This window comes from Salmonella sp. SJTUF14076, assembly GCF_015534835.1.
Taxonomy (GTDB): Bacteria; Pseudomonadota; Gammaproteobacteria; order Enterobacterales; family Enterobacteriaceae; genus Salmonella; species Salmonella enterica.
Map to the genome: position 1 here is coordinate 4,212,471 of NZ_CP064674.1, position 18,600 is coordinate 4,231,070.

The window sequence follows — 18,600 nt, forward strand, 5'->3', positions numbered from 1 at the left end:
TTAAATTAATCAAAATCAATGATAATTCATCCCTCTGATACGCTAAAAAAATCGAACACGTCAAATTTCCCTCACATCCCTGAGACTATACTGTTGTACCCATAAAGGAGCAGTGGAAACGCATTCATACTTCGCAGAACCCAGAGGCTTTATCTGGCTGCGCGAGGGTGAAATTACAATAATCTGGAGGAATGTCGTGCAAACCTTTCAAGCCGATCTTGCCATTATAGGCGCCGGTGGCGCGGGATTACGTGCTGCAATTGCTGCCGCACAGGCGAATCCCAATGCTAAAATCGCACTGATCTCAAAAGTGTACCCGATGCGCAGCCACACCGTCGCTGCCGAAGGGGGTTCAGCCGCTGTCGCCCAGGATCATGACAGCTTTGACTACCATTTTCACGATACGGTAGCAGGCGGAGACTGGCTGTGTGAGCAGGATGTCGTGGATTACTTTGTCCACCATTGTCCCACTGAGATGACGCAGCTGGAGCAATGGGGCTGCCCGTGGAGCCGCCGTCCGGACGGTAGCGTTAACGTGCGTCGCTTCGGTGGTATGAAAATCGAGCGTACCTGGTTCGCCGCGGATAAAACCGGCTTCCATATGCTGCATACTCTGTTCCAGACTTCCCTGCAGTTCCCACAAATCCAGCGCTTTGACGAACATTTTGTGCTGGATATTCTGGTTGATGACAACCATGCGCGCGGCCTGGTGGCAATGAACATGATGGAAGGCACGCTGGTGCAAATCCGCGCCAACGCCGTGGTCATGGCGACAGGCGGCGCAGGCCGCGTATACCGCTATAACACCAACGGCGGCATCGTCACCGGCGACGGGATGGGCATGGCGCTGAGCCACGGCGTTCCGCTGCGTGATATGGAATTCGTTCAGTATCACCCGACCGGCCTGCCAGGTTCCGGTATCCTGATGACTGAAGGTTGCCGCGGCGAAGGCGGTATTCTGGTCAATAAAAATGGCTACCGTTACCTGCAAGACTACGGCATGGGCCCCGAAACGCCGCTGGGCGAGCCGAAAAACAAATATATGGAACTGGGGCCGCGCGACAAAGTATCCCAGGCTTTCTGGCACGAATGGCGTAAAGGCAACACCATCTCCACGCCGCGCGGCGATGTGGTTCACCTCGACCTGCGTCATCTCGGCGAGAAGAAACTGCATGAACGTCTGCCGTTCATTTGCGAACTGGCGAAAGCCTATGTCGGCGTCGATCCGGTTAAAGAACCGATTCCAGTACGTCCGACCGCGCACTACACCATGGGCGGCATTGAAACCGACCAGAACTGTGAAAGCCGTGTCAAAGGGCTGTTTGCCGTTGGCGAATGCTCCTCTGTTGGCCTGCATGGCGCGAACCGCCTCGGTTCCAACTCACTGGCGGAACTGGTGGTGTTTGGTCGTCTGGCTGGCGAACAAGCAATGGAACGCGCTGCTACGGCAGGCGCCGCAAATAGCGCCGCGCTCGACGCCCAGGTTGCCGATATTGAACAACGTCTGAAAAATCTGGTGAACCAGGAAGGCAACGAAAACTGGTCGAAGATCCGCGATGAGATGGGTCTGTCTATGGAAGAAGGTTGCGGTATTTACCGTACCCCGGAACTGATGCAGAAAACCGTTGATAAACTGGCCGAGCTTCAGGAACGTTTCAAGCGCGTACGTATCTCCGATACCTCCAGCGTGTTCAACACTGACCTGCTGTATACCATCGAACTGGGTCATGGTCTGAACGTGGCGGAATGTATGGCGCACTCTGCGCTGGCGCGTAAAGAGTCCCGCGGCGCGCATCAGCGTCTGGATGAAGGCTGTACCGAGCGCGACGATGTGAACTTCCTCAAGCACACCCTCGCCTTCCGCGATGCTGATGGCACGACCCGTCTGGAATACAGCGACGTGAAAATCACCACCCTGCCGCCAGCCAAACGTGTTTACGGCGGTGAAGCGGAAGCAGCCGATAAGAAGGAGAAGGCGAATGGCTGAGATGAAAAACCTGAAAGTTGAGGTGGTGCGCTATAACCCGGAAACCGATACCGCGCCGCACAGTGCTTTCTATGAAGTTCCTTATGATGAAACAACATCGCTACTGGACGCGTTGGGCTACATCAAAGATAACCTGTCGCCAGACCTGAGCTACCGCTGGTCCTGCCGTATGGCGATCTGCGGCTCCTGCGGCATGATGGTCAACAACGTCCCTAAACTGGCGTGTAAAACCTTCCTGCGCGATTACACCAACGGTATGAAGGTGGAAGCGCTGGCGAACTTCCCGATTGAGCGCGATCTGGTTGTCGATATGACGCACTTTATCGAAAGCCTGGAAGCGATCAAACCGTACATTATTGGCAACTCTCGCACGCCAGATCAGGGGCCGAATGTCCAGACCCCGGCGCAAATGGCGAAGTATCACCAGTTCTCCGGTTGCATCAACTGTGGTCTGTGCTACGCCGCGTGCCCGCAGTTCGGTCTGAATCCTGAATTTATCGGACCGGCTGCGATTACGCTGGCGCATCGCTATAACGAAGATAGCCGCGATCACGGTAAGAAGGAGCGTATGGCGCAGTTGAACAGTCCGAACGGCGTATGGACCTGTACTTTCGTGGGCTACTGCTCCGAAGTCTGTCCAAAACATGTCGATCCGGCTGCGGCCATTCAGCAGGGTAAAGTGGAAAGCTCGAAAGACTTTCTTATCGCCACCCTGAAACCACGCTAAGGAGTGCAACATGACGACTAAACGCAAACCCTATGTGCGGCCGATGACGTCCACCTGGTGGAAAAAACTGCCGTTTTATCGCTTTTATATGCTGCGCGAAGGCACAGCGGTGCCGGCAGTCTGGTTCAGTATTGAACTGATTTTCGGTCTGTTTGCGCTCAAACACGGCGCGGAATCCTGGATGGGATTCGTCGGCTTTTTACAAAACCCGGTGGTAGTGATCTTAAACCTGATCACCCTGGCGGCCGCGCTGCTGCACACCAAAACCTGGTTTGAACTGGCGCCGAAGGCGGCCAATATCATTGTAAAAGACGAAAAAATGGGGCCAGAGCCAATCATCAAAGGGCTTTGGGTGGTCACTGCGGTAGTCACCGTAGTCATTCTGTATGTTGCCCTGTTCTGGTAAGGAGTCCCGGATGATTAATCCAAACCCAAAACGTTCTGATGAACCCGTATTCTGGGGACTGTTTGGCGCAGGCGGTATGTGGGGCGCGATCATCGCGCCGGTGATCGTGCTACTGGTTGGCATCATGCTGCCGCTGGGGCTATTTCCGGGCGATGCCCTGAGTTTTGAGCGCGTACTGACGTTCGCCCAAAGCTTTATTGGTCGCGTTTTTCTGTTCCTGATGATCGTGCTGCCGCTATGGTGTGGCCTACACCGTATGCACCACGCGATGCATGACCTGAAAATCCACGTGCCTGCGGGCAAATGGGTCTTTTACGGTCTGGCGGCAATCCTGACCGTTGTGACGGCGATTGGCGTTATCACTCTCTAAGTTGCCACGACGCCCTCTTATCTACCCGATAAGAGGGCGTTTTTTCTTTTCCTGCCTCTCATTTTCCCGCCAGGTTCTACACTTAGAAAAAAACACTGGAAGGAAAATTTTATGCGCATTCTGCCCGTCGTTGCTGCAGTTACGGCTGCATTTCTGGTTGTCGCCTGTAGTTCGCCTACTCCGCCTAAAGGCGTTACCGTGGTAAATAACTTTGATGCCAAACGTTACCTCGGCACCTGGTATGAGATCGCACGCCTCGATCATCGATTTGAACGTGGGCTGGAACAAGTCACGGCCACCTATAGTCTGCGTGACGATGGCGGGATTAATGTCATCAATAAAGGCTATAACCCGGATCGGGGAATGTGGCAAAAAACAGAAGGCAAAGCGTATTTTACCGGTAGTCCAAACCGCGCCGCGCTCAAGGTCTCTTTTTTCGGCCCGTTCTACGGCGGCTATAACGTGATTGCGCTTGACCGGGAATACCGTCATGCGCTGGTGTGCGGCCCGGATCGCGACTATCTGTGGATACTCTCTCGCACGCCAACGCTTTCTGAGGAAATAAAACAGCAAATGCTGGCCGTCGCGACCCGGGAGGGGTTTGACGTCAATAAATTAATTTGGGTAAAACAATCAGGTTCGTAGCAATGTCAGCGACGAATTAATGCGCACTGAGTTTTAGCCCAATGATACCCGCGACGATCAAGCCAAGACTGAGCAAACGCGCCGGTGAGGCAGACTCGCCCAACAGAAGGATACCGGTGATTGCCGCCCCGACGGCGCCGATGCCGGTCCAGATGGCGTACGCCGTTCCAACGGGCAGCGTTTTCATTGCCCAGGAAAGTAACGCCATACTGATAACCATGGCCGTAATGGTGATGATACTGGGGGTCAGACGAGAAAAACCGTGGGTATACTTCAGGCCGACAGCCCATACCACTTCAAGTAAACCAGCGATTAATAGAATGATCCAGGACATAGCAGGCTCCAGATAATTAATGGGGCCGTCCCCGGTGAGAATAGCGTTTACAGGTCGTCCTGTAACGTATACGGATGAAAAGCCATTCTTGCCTGAGAGAAAATGAATTTCAACCTTTTTATTTTTTTCCGTCTAAAGGCGGGAATTGGCCCTTTTAAGCCGCGTAGTTTTCGCATTTAGCGCCCACAGGAGTTCTCTATGATGGAACGCCTTCTGGGAAAGAAAGTGCTTTACTACTTCCGGGTGCAAAAAACTATGTTGAAAATTTTAGTGATAGACCGATGCCACTTTACCCGTACGGGCATGGAGGCCTGGCTTAATCACACTGATGTGCTCAGTTCTTCACTGCTGGTATCCGGGATGAATAACCTTATACTGGCGAAAGAACATATTCTGCAATGGAAGCCCCATCTGGTTATCGCTGATTTATATGGTTTTCTCAACGATGCCTTACCCGAACAGCCTATCAATGCATTTTTTGCCGCCTGCAGGATGACGCCGTTGGTATTATTACAGTCAGGGAATATGCCGTACAGACCGCAATATGCCAGTCATGCAGTGTTATCTAAACACACGCCTTTACATGAGCTTGCACAACGAATTAAAGGAGCGCTATATACTCATCCACTGCAGGAAGCGCCGGAAAGCGCCACGCCATTGCTCTCTCCGCAGGAGGAAAAAGTGCTCGCGATGTGGACGGAAGGCACCAGCAATAAAGAGATTGCGTATGCGCTTGGCATTCACGGGAAAACGGTTTACACCTATAAACGTAATATCCGTATGAAACTTCATATGGATAACCGGTATTCTCCCTTTCTTATGCTTCCGGAGAAAATCGATTAACGGTACGACGCCATGCCGTACCGTTGATGATTACTGCTGAGCTCTGGTTGCAGCGCCAGAGATCGCACTACCACCGTCCGAGATGTCCTCGCCCACGCCGCGCGTGGTATTACAAGCAGTTAATACAGTGGAAAGTACCAAAACAGAAAAGATCGCTGCAATTGTCTTTTTAACCATAATGTCTTCCTTTTCTAGCCAATGTTGTTTGTGTATAGCAACTTAATAATAGACAACATCCCAGAAAATGACGGGCGATCGACTAATTTTAGGAAGACGAGAAGCGATTAGCTGGCTGCGCGGGAGATGGCGTGGCCAAGATGCTGAATATCTTCGCCGAAGCCGCGGGCGGTATTACATGCCGTTAATAATGTGCTGGTAAGAAGAACCAGCGCGACAAGGCTGATAAAGCGTTTCATCATTGATGGCGCGAAAAATAGGATGGCGCAGCATACGCTGCACCATTTTTCCCGATAACGTAAATTATTTTACGCGGGATACGTATTCGCCGGAACGGGTATCGACTTTGATCACTTCGCCAATCTGCACGAACAGCGGAACTTTAACCACTGCGCCAGTAGACAACGTGGCTGGTTTGCCGCCAGTACCTGCGGTATCGCCCTTCAGACCTGGGTCGGTATCAACAATTTCCAGTTCAACAAAGTTCGGCGGAGTGACAGAGATAGGCTGACCGTTCCACAGGGTCACGATGCATTCCGCCTGATCCAACAGCCATTTTGCGTTGTCGCCGATAGCCTTGGCATCTGCAGACAGCTGCTCGAAGGTTTCGTTGTTCATGAAATGCCAGAACTCACCGTCGTTGTACAGGTAAGTCAGGTTCATATCGACTACATCCGCGCCTTCTGCGGAATCGGTCGATTTGAAGGTTTTCTCAACGCGCGTGCCGGTCAGCAGACGGCGCAGCTTAACGCGGGCAAACGCCTGGCCTTTACCCGGTTTCACGAATTCACTGGATTCAACCGCATAAGGTTCGCCATCCAACATGATTTTAAGACCGGAACGAAAATCGTTGCTATAGTAAGTCGCCATAAGGCCCTCTGAAATTGTTAACTGGTAGCTAAGCCACAAAATGGCGCATATTGTAACCCTAAATACCCCATTGCGAGAAGATTGGTTAGCGCAACTTGCCGATGTTGTGACCAATCCCGACGAACTGCTGCATCTTTTACAGATTGAAGCTGATGAAAACCTCCGGGCAGGACAGGACGCCAGGCGCTTGTTTGCCCTCCGCGTGCCGCGCGCTTTTATTGCGCGCATGGAGAAGGGCAACCCTGACGATCCTCTTTTACGTCAAGTGCTGACGTCCCGGGATGAATTTATTGTCGCCCCCGGTTTCTCCACCGACCCGCTGGAAGAGCAACACAGCGTGGTGCCAGGATTATTGCATAAATACCAAAACCGGGCGCTATTGCTGGTAAAAGGCGGATGTGCGGTAAATTGCCGCTACTGTTTCCGTCGTCACTTCCCGTATGCGGAGAATCAAGGCAATAAGCGCAACTGGACAGTCGCGCTGGAGTATATCGCCGCACACCCGGAACTGGATGAGATCATCTTTTCCGGCGGCGATCCGCTGATGGCGAAAGATCATGAGCTGGACTGGCTGCTCACGCAACTGGAAGCCATTAAACACGTCAAGCGGCTACGCATCCACAGTCGGTTGCCTATCGTTATCCCGGCACGCATTACTGACGAACTGGTCGCCCGCTTTGACCAGTCACGTCTGCAAATTTTGTTGGTGAACCATATCAACCACGCCAATGAAGTGGACGAGGCGTTCTGCCTGGCGATGAAGAAACTGCGCCACGTGGGCGTCACGCTTCTCAACCAGAGCGTCCTGCTGCGTGGCGTGAATGATAACGCGCAAACGCTGGCGAATCTGAGCAACGCGCTATTTGACGCCGGCGTGATGCCCTATTACCTGCATGTGCTGGATAAAGTGCAGGGCGCCGCGCATTTTATGGTCACCGATGACGAAGCCCGGCAAATCATGCGCGAACTGCTCACGCTGGTATCCGGCTATATGGTGCCAAGACTGGCGCGTGAAATCGGCGGCGAACCGAGCAAAACACCGCTGGATTTACAGCTTCGGCAGTGCTAATCCTCGCGGGCGCGTCAGGGACGACGAAAAATATTACCGCGCAATATCACGAGGAGATTCCCCCGCGATTCTCCTCACCCTCTGGCGAGGATAAACTAATCTTCGTTAAATACACCTTTCCGATACTCTCTTTTCAATAAAGTCCGTTTTAGGACTCGCTTAGCGTGTACTGCATTTTCGAATTATACTGGTTCTCCTTTTTATAGGACGGCATAAACAATTTATATATCAAATACATTGCAGTAAAACATTTAATTATTTTATATTTGTGGAGAATTGACATGGCCTTAACGATTAAGGGACTAAATACCGGCGTTATTCGTCACAATGATAAGTTTATCGCGCTGGCGCTTAAGGTGAAGTCACTGAGAAATAAAGAAACACTGCTTTTCTTTCCTGTGCTCGCGCTGCGAGACTTGTTGATCGGCCTTGAACACCGGCTTTATTTACAACACTCGCTTCCGGAACAAGAGCAGGAAAAACGCCAGAAAGCCAAAAGCAGTCATGTGCTTAAAATGCATGAGAATATTCCGGCAATACTCCGTGAGGAGCTGGAAAATGCCGATGTTAATCAGCGTGTTGAATCTTTAGCGTTGAGCGATAATACAGAAAAAGTATTAACCTTTACGTTAAAGCTGCACAATGGTAGCCATCTTGATTTACAGGTCGGTGAGTGGCAGGTTGAAGTTCTGGTGATGGCTATTATTCACGCCATTAATAATGCCGAAATGCGTGAGCTCGCATTGCGTATTTCTTCAATGCTGGACTTTTTACCATTATACGATGCTGACTGCCTGGAAAACGGTAATATCGAATTCGATACCTATAACCAGCCTGACTGGAAACATAATCTGTATAACCATTATTTAGCGCTCGTTTATCGTTATACGGATGAGGCAGGACAATCGCATGATTGCGGCACCATCATTAAGACCCGTAGTCAGTCAGGCTCTAAAGAAGCTGAAGCGATATCACGCCGCTTGCTGAATTTCAGCCCGCGTCTTAAAAAGCTGGAAGGAAAACCGTGTAAGGTTTTTGTCAGAACGCTTGGAACCGGTAAAGCAGCGCGTCTGACGCAAGATCAATGCATGCGCGCGTTGCATAATCTACGCATGGCGTCATCGCAGGAAAAACGCTAACCATATCGCCCTCTGAATCTTTCAGAGGGCGTTACGATTCAGACATATCAGTTCGGACATTTATAAACCTGGCCGTTCATCTCGCTGGCCGTCGGGACAAAACTGGACAACATGCCCTGTGACGGACTACTTACGCCATACAGCACGTTTCCACCCATCGCGGCCGCCTGATTACGCAGATCGTTCGCTGCGCCACGCATTGAGCCACCCTCTTCGCCGTGCTGGCCTGAAAACCAGTTACTCTGTTTACCGGTTGCCGTACCAATTAGCTGGCATTCCGCGCCTGGCTTATCTTCGACAAAGCGTACATTTTGGCCGGCAGCGGTGAGTTCGTTGCTGGAGCTACAACCCGCCATCAGCAGCGCGGCGCCAACGATCCCTGCTAAATATTTCACGTGCATGTTATTCCCCATAATCAATGAGCTGGACGTTTTGTCCGTATCTGAATCTTATACTAAAAAGATGACTAAAAGAAAAACCCCCGGTCATTTCTGCCCGGGGGTTTCTCAATTCTGGGAGATAAGCACCCAAATCATTCTGGTTGCAGGAAGGCGGCCAGTTTGTTAATCCCCAGTCACTTACTCAAGTAAGTGACTGGGGTTAGCCAACGCATCTGCAGCCTGAAGGATGCAGGGGGTGGGCAATTACATCATGCCGCCCATACCACCCATACCACCCATGCCGCCAGCAGCGCCTAAATCAGGAGCATCGCTTTTCGGCAGGTCGGTCACCATGCACTCGGTAGTGATCATCAGACCAGCCACAGAAGCCGCGTACTGCAGCGCAGAACGGGTAACTTTGGTTGGATCCAGGATACCCATATCGATCATGTTGCCGTATTCTTCAGTTGCTGCGTTGTAACCGTAGTTACCGTCGCCGCCTTTAACGGTGTTAGCGACAACAGACGGCTCTTCGCCGCAGTTCAGCACGATCTGACGCAGCGGAGCTTCCATTGCGCGCAGCGCAACTTTGATACCCACGTTCTGGTCTTCGTTCTGGCCTTTCAGGTCAGCAATTTTAGAAGCAACGCGGATCAGCGCAACGCCACCACCAGCAACCACGCCTTCTTCTACCGCAGCACGGGTCGCGTGCAGGGCATCTTCAACGCGGGCTTTCTTCTCTTTCATTTCAACTTCGGTCGCAGCACCAACTTTGATAACCGCAACGCCGCCTGCCAGTTTCGCTACGCGCTCCTGCAGTTTTTCACGATCGTAGTCGGAGGTCGCTTCTTCAATCTGCTGACGAATCTGAGCAACACGGCCCTGGATGGCAGCTTCTTCACCCACGCCATCAATGATGGTGGTGGTGTCTTTGTTGATCACAACGCGTTTCGCCTGACCCAGGTCTTCCAGGGTTGCTTTTTCCAGCTCCATACCGATCTCTTCAGAGATTACGGTACCGCCGGTCAGGGTAGCGATATCCTGCAGCATCGCCTTACGACGATCGCCGAAGCCCGGTGCTTTAACCGCAGCCACTTTCACGATGCCACGCATGGTGTTCACTACCAGGGTAGCCAGCGCTTCGCCTTCAACATCTTCAGCGATGATCAGCAGCGGTTTGCCTGCTTTTGCAACGGCTTCCAGAACCGGCAGCATTTCGCGGATGTTGGAGATTTTCTTATCAGCCAGCAGGATGAACGGGCTTTCCAGTTCTACTGCGCCAGTTTCCGGCTTGTTGATGAAGTAAGGAGACAGGTAGCCGCGGTCAAACTGCATACCTTCAACCACGTCCAGTTCATCCTGCAGACCGGTACCGTCTTCAACGGTGATGACGCCTTCTTTACCGACTTTATCCATCGCTTCCGCGATCAGTTTACCTACGGTTTCGTCGGAGTTAGCGGAGATAGTACCTACCTGAGCAATCGCTTTAGAGTCGGAGCACGGTACGGACAGGGCTTTCAGCTCTTCAACCGCAGCAGCAACCGCTTTGTCGATACCACGTTTCAGGTCCATCGGGTTCATGCCCGCAGCAACGGCTTTCAGGCCTTCGGTAATGATGGACTGCGCCAGTACGGTCGCGGTGGTGGTGCCGTCGCCTGCAGCGTCGTTCGCTTTAGAGGCAACTTCTTTCACCATCTGCGCGCCCATGTTTTCAAACTTGTCTTCCAGTTCGATTTCACGCGCTACGGAAACACCATCTTTAGTGATAGTCGGCGCACCGAAAGATTTATCCAGAACCACGTTACGGCCTTTCGGACCGAGGGTTACTTTCACTGCATCTGCCAGTACGTTTACGCCGCGCAGCATTTTCACACGAGCGTCGTTACCGAATTTTACGTCTTTAGCTGCCATTTTCTCTTTCCCTTAAATTCGTATGTTCAGTGTCGTTCGCGGATTACGCTTCAACAATTGCCAGAATGTCGCTTTCAGACATGATCAACACTTCTTCATTGTCGATCTTTTCAGATTTCACACCGTAGCCATCGTTAAAAATAACGATGTCGCCAACTTTCACGTCCAGCGGCTGTACAGTACCGTTGTCCAGGATGCGACCCTTACCGACAGCGATGATTTCGCCACGAGTTGATTTACCCGCTGCGGAACCGGTCAGTACGATGCCGCCAGCAGATTTGGACTCAACTTCTTTACGTTTGACGATCACACGATCATGTAACGGACGAATACTCATTGATAGCTCTCCTTTGAGAAAGTCATTATCAGTTATGGGTGACGCCGGCCCGTAAACGGTTTCCCGGCTGGTGACCAGAGAGATGGGGATGGGGTTTTGCCCCTTCAAGGGGGGAGATGAAAAAAAATTCTTCTGAGCGAAAAAAGCGGTAAAAACGCTACTTATCTCACGTTTACCCAAGGTTTAGAACATCCTGCTATAAGAAAAGGCGTGTGTGATACGCTTAAAAATGTCTGTCGTCACCTGACGTTACAATGCCGCCGGATAATGAGCTGATGAATGAACTAAAAAAAGAGCTTGGGTTGGTTCAGGGCGTTATCTTGTTAACCACATCATTATTAGGGACTGGCGTTTTTGCGCTTCCGGAGCTGGCTGCGCTGGCGGCAGGCGACATCAGCCTTTGGGCATGGCCGCTGCTCATTATTTTGATTTTCCCTATTGCGATTGTCTTTGCTGTGCTGGGGCGTCATTTTCCACACGCTGGCGGCGTAGCGCATTTTGTCGGGATGGCATTTGGCCCGCGTCTGCAACGGGTGATCAGTTGGCTGTTTTTATCAGTCATTCCTGTTAGTTTTCCCGCAGCCTTGCATATTGCGGTGGGTTTCGGCCAGGCGCTGTTTGGCTGGCAAAGCGAACAGCTCTTATTTGGGGAGCTGGGTACTCTAGGTTTACTATGGTTTATGGGATCGCGCGGCGCCAGCTCCAGCGCCAACCTGCAAGCCATTATCGCTGGATTAATTATCGCGCTTATTGCCGCCATTCTGTGGAAAGGCGCGATTAAACCTGCAGATATCACCTTCCCAGCCGCAAACGAAATCACCTTTTCCCGGCTGTGTACCGCCCTGGCGATCATGTTCTGGGGATTTGTGGGAATTGAGGCTTTTACGCATTTGTCGTCTGAATTTAAAAATCCTGAACGTGATTTTCCGCGCGCATTGATCATTGGCCTGATGCTGGCCGGCGCCATTTATTGGACCTGTACCGCCGTGGTGCTGCATTTTGGCGTCTATAGCGACAAGATAGCGGCAACAGCCTCGCTACCGCTTATTATTGTTCATCTCTTCGGTATCCAGGCGTTGTGGGTAGCCTGCATTATTGGTTATCTCACCTGCTTTGCCAGCCTGAATGTGTATGCTCAGAGTTTTGCGCGTCTGATATGGACGCAAATGCAATATCAGCCCGACCACTATCTGGCTCAACTCTCTCCCGGGCGCCTTCCCTTGCACGCGTTAAACGTTATTCTGGCCTGTTGTTGCGTGAGTTCCCTGGTCGTCTACGCCCTGAAGATTAACCTCAATGCGCTGATCGTCTATGCTAACGGTATTTTTATTATGCTCTATCTGCTTTGTATGCTGGCGGGCTGTCGACTGTTGAAAGGGCGTTGCTATGCCCTGGCGGTGACGGGTTGTCTACTGTGCCTGTTATTGCTGACAATGCTGGGGTGGAAAAGCTTATATGCCATTATCATGCTGGCTGCATTATGGCTGTTTTTACCGAAGCGAAAACGCATGGCGTAAGACGCATCCGCTGGCCGGATAACGCCTCACGCGACTTATCCGACCAACATCTCTACCTTTAATCCCGACGATCGTCTTTATGTTCAATACGATCGCGATCGTCATCTTTACGCTGATACTCGCCGTCAAATGTTTCGCCACCGCCAGTACCCGCGCTAAACCCGCCGCCCGGCATCCGGGAAAAACGTAAATGCGGCAGCAACTTCAGCGTCAAATGTTTTTGCACCGGCGGTAACAAAAGGAGAAGGCCGAGAAAATCGGTGAAAAACCCCGGCAACAGGAGCAGTAAGCCAGCGATGATCAGCGATACACTCTTAATCATTTCTGCCGCCGGGCTCTCACCGGCCGCCATTTTTTGTTGCATCAGCAAAAAGTTTTTAAAACCCTGGTTACGTACCAGCGACATACCGATAACAGACGTAAAAATCACCAGGATTAGCGTCATCAGGACACCAAGCACATGGGCGACCTGGATAAAGATAGAAATCTCAATGTAAACATAGAGAAAGACAGCTAAAAAGGGTATCCAGCGCAAAGGACTCTCCTGTAAGTCATGGCCGTCTGCGACGACCATTTGAATGGGGTTGCGATTCGCATCGATTCGATATGGTGGTGCGTAGCAAAATTTCAAGTGGTTTGTACACCTATTTTAGGTAGTAATACTAAAGCGGTGACCTATTTCACAAAATAATAAATAAGGGGTAAATTCCCACACTTTAAGTGATCCAGATTACGGTAGGAATTCTGAACCAGCATATGATCTCGTTTATCAGGCCGATGGAGGGGATAATCGTCGGTCAGAAAACATTCGAAATCACATATATCCTGTGTGTTTTAAAGTAAAAATCATTGGCAGCTTGAAAAAGAAGGTTCACATGTCAAACAACATTCGTATCGAAGAAGATCTGTTGGGTACCAGGGAAGTTCCAGCTGAAGCCTACTATGGTGTTCACACTCTGAGAGCGATTGAAAACTTCTACATTAGCAATAACAAAATCAGCGACATCCCTGAATTTGTGCGTGGCATGGTTATGGTAAAAAAAGCGGCGGCGCTGGCCAACAAAGAGCTGCAAACCATTCCTAAGAGTGTGGCGAATGCCATCATTGCCGCATGTGATGAAGTCCTTAACAACGGTAAGTGCATGGACCAGTTCCCGGTAGATGTCTACCAGGGCGGCGCGGGCACTTCCGTCAACATGAATACCAACGAAGTGCTGGCCAACATCGGGCTGGAACTGATGGGTCATCAGAAAGGTGAATATCAGTACCTGAACCCGAACGACCACGTGAATAAATGTCAATCCACTAACGACGCCTATCCGACAGGCTTCCGTGTAGCGGTTTACGCCTCTATCGTCAAACTGATCGATGCCATCAACCAGTTGCGTGAAGGTTTCGAACGTAAAGCGGTTGAATTCCAGGACATCCTGAAAATGGGTCGTACCCAGTTGCAGGACGCCGTACCGATGACGCTTGGTCAAGAATTCCGTGCATTCAGCATCCTGCTGAAAGAAGAAGTGAAAAGCATCGAGCGTACTGCTGAGCTGCTGCTGGAAGTCAACCTTGGCGCAACGGCAATCGGTACCGGTCTGAACACGCCGAAAGAATACTCTCCGCTGGCGGTGAAAAAACTGGCTGAAGTCACTGGTTTCGCCTGTGTTCCGGCTGAAGATCTGATTGAGGCGACATCTGACTGTGGCGCATATGTTATGGTTCACAGCGCGCTGAAACGTCTGGCAGTGAAGATGTCCAAAATCTGTAACGACCTGCGCTTGCTCTCTTCTGGTCCTCGTGCCGGCCTGAACGAGATCAACCTGCCGGAACTGCAGGCGGGCTCTTCCATCATGCCAGCCAAAGTGAACCCGGTTGTACCGGAAGTCGTAAACCAGGTATGCTTTAAAGTCATCGGTAACGACACCACCGTTACGATGGCGGCGGAAGCCGGTCAGTTGCAGTTGAACGTTATGGAGCCGGTTATCGGTCAGGCGATGTTCGAATCCATCCACATTCTGAGCAACGCGTGCTACAACCTGCTGGAAAAATGCGTTAACGGCATTACCGCGAATAAAGAAGTGTGCGAAGGGTACGTTTATAACTCCATCGGTATCGTCACTTACCTCAACCCGTTCATCGGCCACCACAACGGCGACATCGTCGGTAAAATCTGTGCTGAAACCGGTAAGAGCGTACGTGAAGTTGTGCTGGAGCGCGGCCTGTTAACGGAAGCCGAGCTGGACGATATTTTCTCCGTACAGAACTTGATGCACCCGGCTTATAAAGCTAAACGTTATACTGATGAAAGCGAACAGTAATCGTACAGGGTAGTACCAAAGAGGCACGTCACGATGACGTGCCTTTTTTCTTACAAGAAGTTACCAAATAACAACAATTTAATATCAACTTGTTAAACAACAAGGAAGGCTAATATGATAGTTGTCGAACTTATCATTGTTTTGCTGGCAATCTTTTTGGGCGCCAGACTTGGGGGCATCGGTATTGGATTCGCAGGTGGGCTGGGTGTTCTGGTACTTGCCGCCATCGGCGTGAAGCCAGGGACAATTCCATTCGATGTCATTTCCATCATCATGGCGGTTATCGCCGCGATCTCTGCTATGCAGGTCGCGGGCGGTCTGGATTATTTGGTAAACCAGACAGAAAAACTGCTGCGTAAGAACCCGAAATACATCACTATCCTCGCACCGATTGTGACCTATTTCCTGACTATTTTTGCTGGTACCGGGAACATTTCCCTGGCAACGCTGCCGGTTATTGCCGAAGTCGCGAAGGAGCAGGGAATCAAACCTTGCCGTCCGCTCTCGACCGCCGTGGTATCCGCGCAGATTGCGATTACCGCCTCGCCGATTTCTGCGGCCGTGGTGTATATGTCTTCTGTTATGGAAGGTCATGGCATTAGCTACATTCACCTGCTGTCCGTGGTTATCCCCTCTACGCTGCTGGCGGTGCTGGTGATGTCCTTCCTGGTCACGATGCTGTTCAACTCCAAACTGTCGGACGACCCGATTTACCGCAAACGTCTGGAAGAAGGATTGATTGAACTGCGTGGTGAAAAACAGATTGAAATCAAACCGATGGCAAAAAATTCCGTCTGGCTGTTCCTGCTGGGCGTTATTTGCGTGGTTGTTTATGCGATTGTCAACAGTCCGAGCCTCGGCCTGGTTGAGAAACCGCTGATGAACACCACCAACGCTATTTTGATCATCATGTTGAGCGTCGCAACGCTGACCACCATCCTGTGTAAAGTGGAAACTGACGCCATCCTCAACTCCAGTACCTTTAAAGCAGGGATGAGCGCCTGTATCTGTATTCTGGGCGTGGCATGGCTGGGCGATACCTTCGTATCCGCTAACATCGACTGGATCAAAGACACTGCGGGTAGCGTCATCCAGGGGCATCCGTGGCTGCTGGCCGTCATCTTCTTCTTTGCTTCCGCGCTGCTCTACTCTCAGGCGGCAACGGCGAAAGCGCTGATGCCGATGGCGCTGGCGCTGAACGTCTCTCCGCTGACGGCAGTCGCTTCCTTCGCCGCCGTTTCCGGCCTGTTCATTTTGCCGACCTACCCGACTCTGGTTGCGGCGGTACAGATGGATGACACCGGTACAACCCGTATCGGTAAATTCGTCTTTAACCACCCGTTCTTCATCCCAGGCACCCTGGGCGTCGTTCTGGCTGTCTGCTTCGGCTTCCTGCTGGGCAGCTTTATGCTGTAAGTGTTTCACCCGCGGGGCGTATCACGCCCCGCATTCTCCCGCCCTTTGACTAACATCCTGCCCTCGTCCGTTGTATAGTGACCGTTCACTTGCGGGTCTTTTTGTTCTTTCGAGGTGTTTATGCTTGATGTTAAGAGTCAGGATATTTCCATCCCCGAGGCCGTTGTGGTGCTTTGTACCGCCCCGGATGAAGCTACCGCCCAGGATCTGGCCGCCAAAGTGCTGGCGGAAAAACTGGCCGCCTGCGCCACCCTCCTCCCCGGCGCGACATCGCTGTACTACTGGGAAGGCAAACTGGAGCAGGAGTATGAAGTTCAAATGATCTTAAAAACCACCGTTTCACATCAGCAAGCGCTTATCGACTGCCTGAAGTCTCATCACCCGTATCAAACGCCTGAACTTCTGGTTTTACCTGTTACTCACGGAGATACTGATTACCTCTCATGGCTCAACGCATCTTTACGCTGATCCTGCTGCTGTGCAGCACATCCGCCTTCGCCGGATTATTCGACGCGCCGGGTCGCTCGCAGTTCGTCCCTGCCGACCGGGCGTTTGTTTTTGATTTTCAGCAAAATCAACACGATCTTACCCTCTCCTGGCAGGTAAAAGAGGGTTACTACCTTTACCGTAAACAAATCAGTATCACGCCGACGAAAGCGGATATCGCCGCAGTCCAACTCCCGGCAGGCGTCTGGCATGAAGATGAATTCTACGGAAAAAGCGAAATCTACCGTAAGCGGCTAAACGTTCCGGTAACGGTTAACCAGGCGGCGGCTGGCGCGACACTAACGGTAACGTACCAGGGGTGCGCCGATGCGGGATTCTGTTATCCGCCGGAAACAAAAACGGTGCCGCTAAGTGAAGTTGCCGCGGCAATAGACGCCACGCCGACGCCTGCTGTCACCCAGACGAGTGAGACGTCAAAACCCGCCGCCCAGCTACCGTTTTCCGCGCTCTGGGCGCTGCTGATCGGCATAGGCATCGCCTTTACGCCCTGCGTTTTACCCATGTATCCGCTGATTTCCGGTATTGTCCTGGGGGGAAGGCAGCGTTTGTCGACGGGGCGCGCACTGCTGCTGGCCTTTATCTATGTACAAGGGATGGCGCTGACCTATACCGCACTGGGTCTGGTCGTCGCCGCGGCGGGATTACAATTTCAGGCGGCGCTGCAGCACCCTTATGTGTTAATCGGCCTTGCCATTGTGTTCACCCTGCTTGCGTTGTCGATGTTTGGCCTGTTCACACTACAGCTCCCCTCCTCACTGCAAACCCGGCTGACATTAATGAGTAATCGTCAGCAAGGCGGCTCGCCCGGCGGTGTTTTTGTTATGGGGGCGATTGCAGGATTAATTTGCTCGCCCTGCACTACAGCGCCGTTAAGCGCGATCCTGCTTTATATCGCTCAGAGCGGCAACATGTGGCTGGGCGGCGGTACGCTGTATTTGTATGCATTAGGTATGGGTCTGCCGCTAATGCTGGTCACCGTGTTTGGCAACCGCCTGCTACCGAAAAGCGGCCCGTGGATGGCGCATGTTAAAACCGCTTTTGGTTTCGTGATCCTCGCGTTACCGGTCTTTTTACTGGAGCGGATTATTGGCGAGGCTTGGGGTTTACGTCTGTGGTCACTGCTGGGCGTCGCTTTCTTTGGTTGGGCCTTTATCACCAGCCTTCAGGCCAGACGAGCGTGGATGCGTATCGTACAGATTATCCTGCTGGCGGCAGCGCTCATTAGCGTGCGGCCTCTACAGGATTGGGCGTTCGGATCGCCATCCGCGCAAGCTCCAGCGCACCTCAATTTCACGGCTATTTCTACCGTGGACGAACTCAATCAGGCGCTGGCGCAGGCCAAAGGCAAACCCGTCATGCTGGATTTCTACGCCGACTGGTGCGTGGCCTGTAAAGAGTTTGAAAAGTATACCTTCAGCGATCCGCGGGTTCAGCAGGCGCTCGGCGACACGGTGCTCTTGCAGGCTAACGTCACCGCTAACAATGCGCAGGACGTCGCGCTGTTAAAGCATCTGCAAGTCCTCGGGCTGCCCACCATTCTGTTCTTTGATGCCCAAGGCCAGGAACAGCCGCAAGCGCGAGTCACCGGCTTTATGGACGCCGCCACCTTTAGCGCACATTTGCACGATCGCCAACCGTGAGCGACACTTGCAA

Annotated in this window: 21 protein-coding genes; 13 read left to right on the top strand and 8 right to left on the bottom strand. The window is 51.9% G+C overall.

Annotated features, from left to right (window positions below; all coding sequences use genetic code 11):
* Positions 1–196: 196 nt before the first annotated feature.
* The 5 genes from frdA to HU143_RS20345 all read left to right on the top strand — a co-directional run bounded on the left by frdA (position 197) and on the right by HU143_RS20345 (position 4,135).
* Positions 197–1,987 carry a fumarate reductase (quinol) flavoprotein subunit gene (gene frdA / locus HU143_RS20325; RefSeq protein WP_001192954.1) on the top strand — a complete coding sequence of 597 codons (1,791 nt, stop codon included), beginning with the start codon at positions 197–199 and terminating at the stop codon, positions 1,985–1,987.
* Positions 1,980–2,714 carry a fumarate reductase iron-sulfur protein gene (frdB, locus tag HU143_RS20330; RefSeq protein ID WP_000829509.1) on the top strand — a complete coding sequence of 245 codons (735 nt, stop codon included), beginning with the start codon at positions 1,980–1,982 and terminating at the stop codon, positions 2,712–2,714. The genes frdA and frdB overlap by 8 nt, the downstream gene beginning before the upstream one ends.
* Before the next feature lie 10 nt (positions 2,715–2,724).
* Positions 2,725–3,120 carry a fumarate reductase subunit FrdC gene (gene frdC / locus HU143_RS20335; RefSeq protein ID WP_000208749.1) on the top strand — a complete coding sequence of 132 codons (396 nt, stop codon included), beginning with the start codon at positions 2,725–2,727 and terminating at the stop codon, positions 3,118–3,120.
* A gap of 10 nt (positions 3,121–3,130) precedes the next feature.
* On the top strand, positions 3,131–3,490 hold the full coding sequence (frdD, locus tag HU143_RS20340) for a fumarate reductase subunit FrdD (RefSeq protein WP_000609650.1): 360 nt from the start codon (positions 3,131–3,133) through the stop codon (positions 3,488–3,490).
* Between the two features lie 111 nt (positions 3,491–3,601).
* Positions 3,602–4,135 (top strand): lipocalin family protein, encoded by a 534-nt coding sequence (locus tag HU143_RS20345; protein WP_001221670.1) that lies wholly within the window; start codon positions 3,602–3,604, stop codon positions 4,133–4,135.
* 16 nt (positions 4,136–4,151) lie between these two features.
* Here the strand turns inward: HU143_RS20345 and sugE are convergent, their stop codons facing one another.
* Positions 4,152–4,469 carry a quaternary ammonium compound efflux SMR transporter SugE gene (sugE, locus tag HU143_RS20350; protein WP_000118469.1) on the bottom strand — a complete coding sequence of 106 codons (318 nt, stop codon included), beginning with the start codon at positions 4,467–4,469 and terminating at the stop codon, positions 4,152–4,154.
* Between the two features lie 255 nt (positions 4,470–4,724).
* Here sugE and HU143_RS20355 point away from each other — a divergent pair, with 255 nt between their 5' ends.
* Complete coding sequence (locus HU143_RS20355) at positions 4,725–5,312, top strand: helix-turn-helix transcriptional regulator (protein ID WP_000912959.1); 588 nt, start codon at positions 4,725–4,727, stop codon at positions 5,310–5,312.
* A gap of 30 nt (positions 5,313–5,342) precedes the next feature.
* Here the strand turns inward: HU143_RS20355 and ecnB are convergent, their stop codons facing one another.
* The 3 genes from ecnB to efp form a co-directional block, all read right to left on the bottom strand.
* Complete coding sequence (ecnB, locus tag HU143_RS20360; RefSeq protein ID WP_000239598.1) at positions 5,343–5,489, bottom strand: lipoprotein toxin entericidin B; 147 nt, start codon at positions 5,487–5,489, stop codon at positions 5,343–5,345.
* A 107-nt stretch (positions 5,490–5,596) separates the two neighbouring features.
* Positions 5,597–5,731 carry an entericidin A/B family lipoprotein gene (locus HU143_RS20365; RefSeq protein WP_001595192.1) on the bottom strand — a complete coding sequence of 45 codons (135 nt, stop codon included), beginning with the start codon at positions 5,729–5,731 and terminating at the stop codon, positions 5,597–5,599.
* A 61-nt stretch (positions 5,732–5,792) separates the two neighbouring features.
* On the bottom strand, positions 5,793–6,359 hold the full coding sequence (efp, locus tag HU143_RS20370) for an elongation factor P (protein WP_000257282.1): 567 nt from the start codon (positions 6,357–6,359) through the stop codon (positions 5,793–5,795).
* 40 nt (positions 6,360–6,399) lie between these two features.
* Here efp and epmB point away from each other — a divergent pair, with 40 nt between their 5' ends.
* Both epmB and HU143_RS20380 read left to right on the top strand, forming a co-directional pair.
* A complete protein-coding gene (gene epmB, locus HU143_RS20375) occupies positions 6,400–7,428 on the top strand; it encodes an EF-P beta-lysylation protein EpmB (protein ID WP_017441214.1) in 1,029 nt (342 codons plus the stop codon).
* 281 nt (positions 7,429–7,709) lie between these two features.
* Positions 7,710–8,567, top strand: coding sequence for a YjeJ family protein (locus HU143_RS20380; RefSeq protein WP_001229227.1), 858 nt, complete (start codon positions 7,710–7,712; stop codon positions 8,565–8,567).
* A gap of 47 nt (positions 8,568–8,614) precedes the next feature.
* Here HU143_RS20380 and HU143_RS20385 read toward each other — a convergent pair whose 3' ends face one another.
* The 3 genes from HU143_RS20385 to HU143_RS20395 form a co-directional block, all read right to left on the bottom strand.
* Positions 8,615–8,968: a DUF4156 domain-containing protein gene (locus tag HU143_RS20385; protein WP_000558210.1), complete on the bottom strand. Its 354-nt coding sequence runs from the start codon at positions 8,966–8,968 to the stop codon at positions 8,615–8,617.
* 243 nt (positions 8,969–9,211) lie between these two features.
* Positions 9,212–10,858, bottom strand: coding sequence for a chaperonin GroEL (gene groL / locus HU143_RS20390; protein WP_000729126.1), 1,647 nt, complete (start codon positions 10,856–10,858; stop codon positions 9,212–9,214).
* Positions 10,859–10,901: 43 nt separating this feature from the next.
* Complete coding sequence (locus HU143_RS20395; protein ID WP_000027827.1) at positions 10,902–11,195, bottom strand: co-chaperone GroES; 294 nt, start codon at positions 11,193–11,195, stop codon at positions 10,902–10,904.
* A 275-nt stretch (positions 11,196–11,470) separates the two neighbouring features.
* Here HU143_RS20395 and yjeH point away from each other — a divergent pair, with 275 nt between their 5' ends.
* Positions 11,471–12,712, top strand: coding sequence for an L-methionine/branched-chain amino acid transporter (yjeH, locus tag HU143_RS20400; protein ID WP_023227722.1), 1,242 nt, complete (start codon positions 11,471–11,473; stop codon positions 12,710–12,712).
* Positions 12,713–12,770: 58 nt separating this feature from the next.
* Here the strand turns inward: yjeH and HU143_RS20405 are convergent, their stop codons facing one another.
* On the bottom strand, positions 12,771–13,247 hold the full coding sequence (locus HU143_RS20405) for an FxsA family protein (protein WP_001267291.1): 477 nt from the start codon (positions 13,245–13,247) through the stop codon (positions 12,771–12,773).
* 340 nt (positions 13,248–13,587) lie between these two features.
* On the opposite strand from HU143_RS20405, the gene aspA reads away from it, so the two are divergent.
* From aspA to HU143_RS20425, 4 genes are all read left to right on the top strand, one after another.
* Positions 13,588–15,024, top strand: a complete 1,437-nt coding sequence (aspA, locus tag HU143_RS20410; RefSeq protein ID WP_000069440.1) for an aspartate ammonia-lyase — start codon at positions 13,588–13,590, stop codon at positions 15,022–15,024.
* 114 nt (positions 15,025–15,138) lie between these two features.
* Positions 15,139–16,440 (top strand): anaerobic C4-dicarboxylate transporter DcuA, encoded by a 1,302-nt coding sequence (gene dcuA / locus HU143_RS20415; RefSeq protein WP_000637595.1) that lies wholly within the window; start codon positions 15,139–15,141, stop codon positions 16,438–16,440.
* Positions 16,441–16,560: 120 nt separating this feature from the next.
* Complete coding sequence (cutA, locus tag HU143_RS20420; RefSeq protein WP_000887832.1) at positions 16,561–16,908, top strand: divalent cation tolerance protein CutA; 348 nt, start codon at positions 16,561–16,563, stop codon at positions 16,906–16,908.
* On the top strand, positions 16,884–18,587 hold the full coding sequence (locus tag HU143_RS20425; protein ID WP_001748740.1) for a protein-disulfide reductase DsbD: 1,704 nt from the start codon (positions 16,884–16,886) through the stop codon (positions 18,585–18,587). Before cutA ends, HU143_RS20425 begins: the two co-directional genes overlap by 25 nt.
* Positions 18,588–18,600: the final 13 nt, after the last annotated feature.

What these genes read in the sequence shown, in the direction of transcription:
- yjeH (WP_023227722.1), top strand. Translation starts at nt 11,471, where the DNA reads ATGAATGAACTAAAAAAAGAGCTTGGGTTGGTTCAGGGCGTTATCTTG.
- HU143_RS20345 (WP_001221670.1), top strand. Translation starts at nt 3,602, where the DNA reads ATGCGCATTCTGCCCGTCGTTGCTGCAGTTACGGCTGCATTTCTGGTT.
- aspA (WP_000069440.1), top strand. Translation starts at nt 13,588, where the DNA reads ATGTCAAACAACATTCGTATCGAAGAAGATCTGTTGGGTACCAGGGAA.
- cutA (WP_000887832.1), top strand. Translation starts at nt 16,561, where the DNA reads ATGCTTGATGTTAAGAGTCAGGATATTTCCATCCCCGAGGCCGTTGTG.
- epmB (WP_017441214.1), top strand. Translation starts at nt 6,400, where the DNA reads ATGGCGCATATTGTAACCCTAAATACCCCATTGCGAGAAGATTGGTTA.
- sugE (WP_000118469.1), bottom strand. Translation starts at nt 4,469, where the DNA reads ATGTCCTGGATCATTCTATTAATCGCTGGTTTACTTGAAGTGGTATGG.
- dcuA (WP_000637595.1), top strand. Translation starts at nt 15,139, where the DNA reads ATGATAGTTGTCGAACTTATCATTGTTTTGCTGGCAATCTTTTTGGGC.
- frdC (WP_000208749.1), top strand. Translation starts at nt 2,725, where the DNA reads ATGACGACTAAACGCAAACCCTATGTGCGGCCGATGACGTCCACCTGG.
- efp (WP_000257282.1), bottom strand. Translation starts at nt 6,359, where the DNA reads ATGGCGACTTACTATAGCAACGATTTTCGTTCCGGTCTTAAAATCATG.
- HU143_RS20425 (WP_001748740.1), top strand. Translation starts at nt 16,884, where the DNA reads ATGGCTCAACGCATCTTTACGCTGATCCTGCTGCTGTGCAGCACATCC.
- HU143_RS20385 (WP_000558210.1), bottom strand. Translation starts at nt 8,968, where the DNA reads ATGCACGTGAAATATTTAGCAGGGATCGTTGGCGCCGCGCTGCTGATG.
- frdB (WP_000829509.1), top strand. Translation starts at nt 1,980, where the DNA reads ATGGCTGAGATGAAAAACCTGAAAGTTGAGGTGGTGCGCTATAACCCG.
- HU143_RS20380 (WP_001229227.1), top strand. Translation starts at nt 7,710, where the DNA reads ATGGCCTTAACGATTAAGGGACTAAATACCGGCGTTATTCGTCACAAT.
- HU143_RS20365 (WP_001595192.1), bottom strand. Translation starts at nt 5,731, where the DNA reads ATGATGAAACGCTTTATCAGCCTTGTCGCGCTGGTTCTTCTTACCAGC.
- groL (WP_000729126.1), bottom strand. Translation starts at nt 10,858, where the DNA reads ATGGCAGCTAAAGACGTAAAATTCGGTAACGACGCTCGTGTGAAAATG.
- HU143_RS20355 (WP_000912959.1), top strand. Translation starts at nt 4,725, where the DNA reads ATGTTGAAAATTTTAGTGATAGACCGATGCCACTTTACCCGTACGGGC.
- ecnB (WP_000239598.1), bottom strand. Translation starts at nt 5,489, where the DNA reads ATGGTTAAAAAGACAATTGCAGCGATCTTTTCTGTTTTGGTACTTTCC.
- frdD (WP_000609650.1), top strand. Translation starts at nt 3,131, where the DNA reads ATGATTAATCCAAACCCAAAACGTTCTGATGAACCCGTATTCTGGGGA.
- HU143_RS20395 (WP_000027827.1), bottom strand. Translation starts at nt 11,195, where the DNA reads ATGAGTATTCGTCCGTTACATGATCGTGTGATCGTCAAACGTAAAGAA.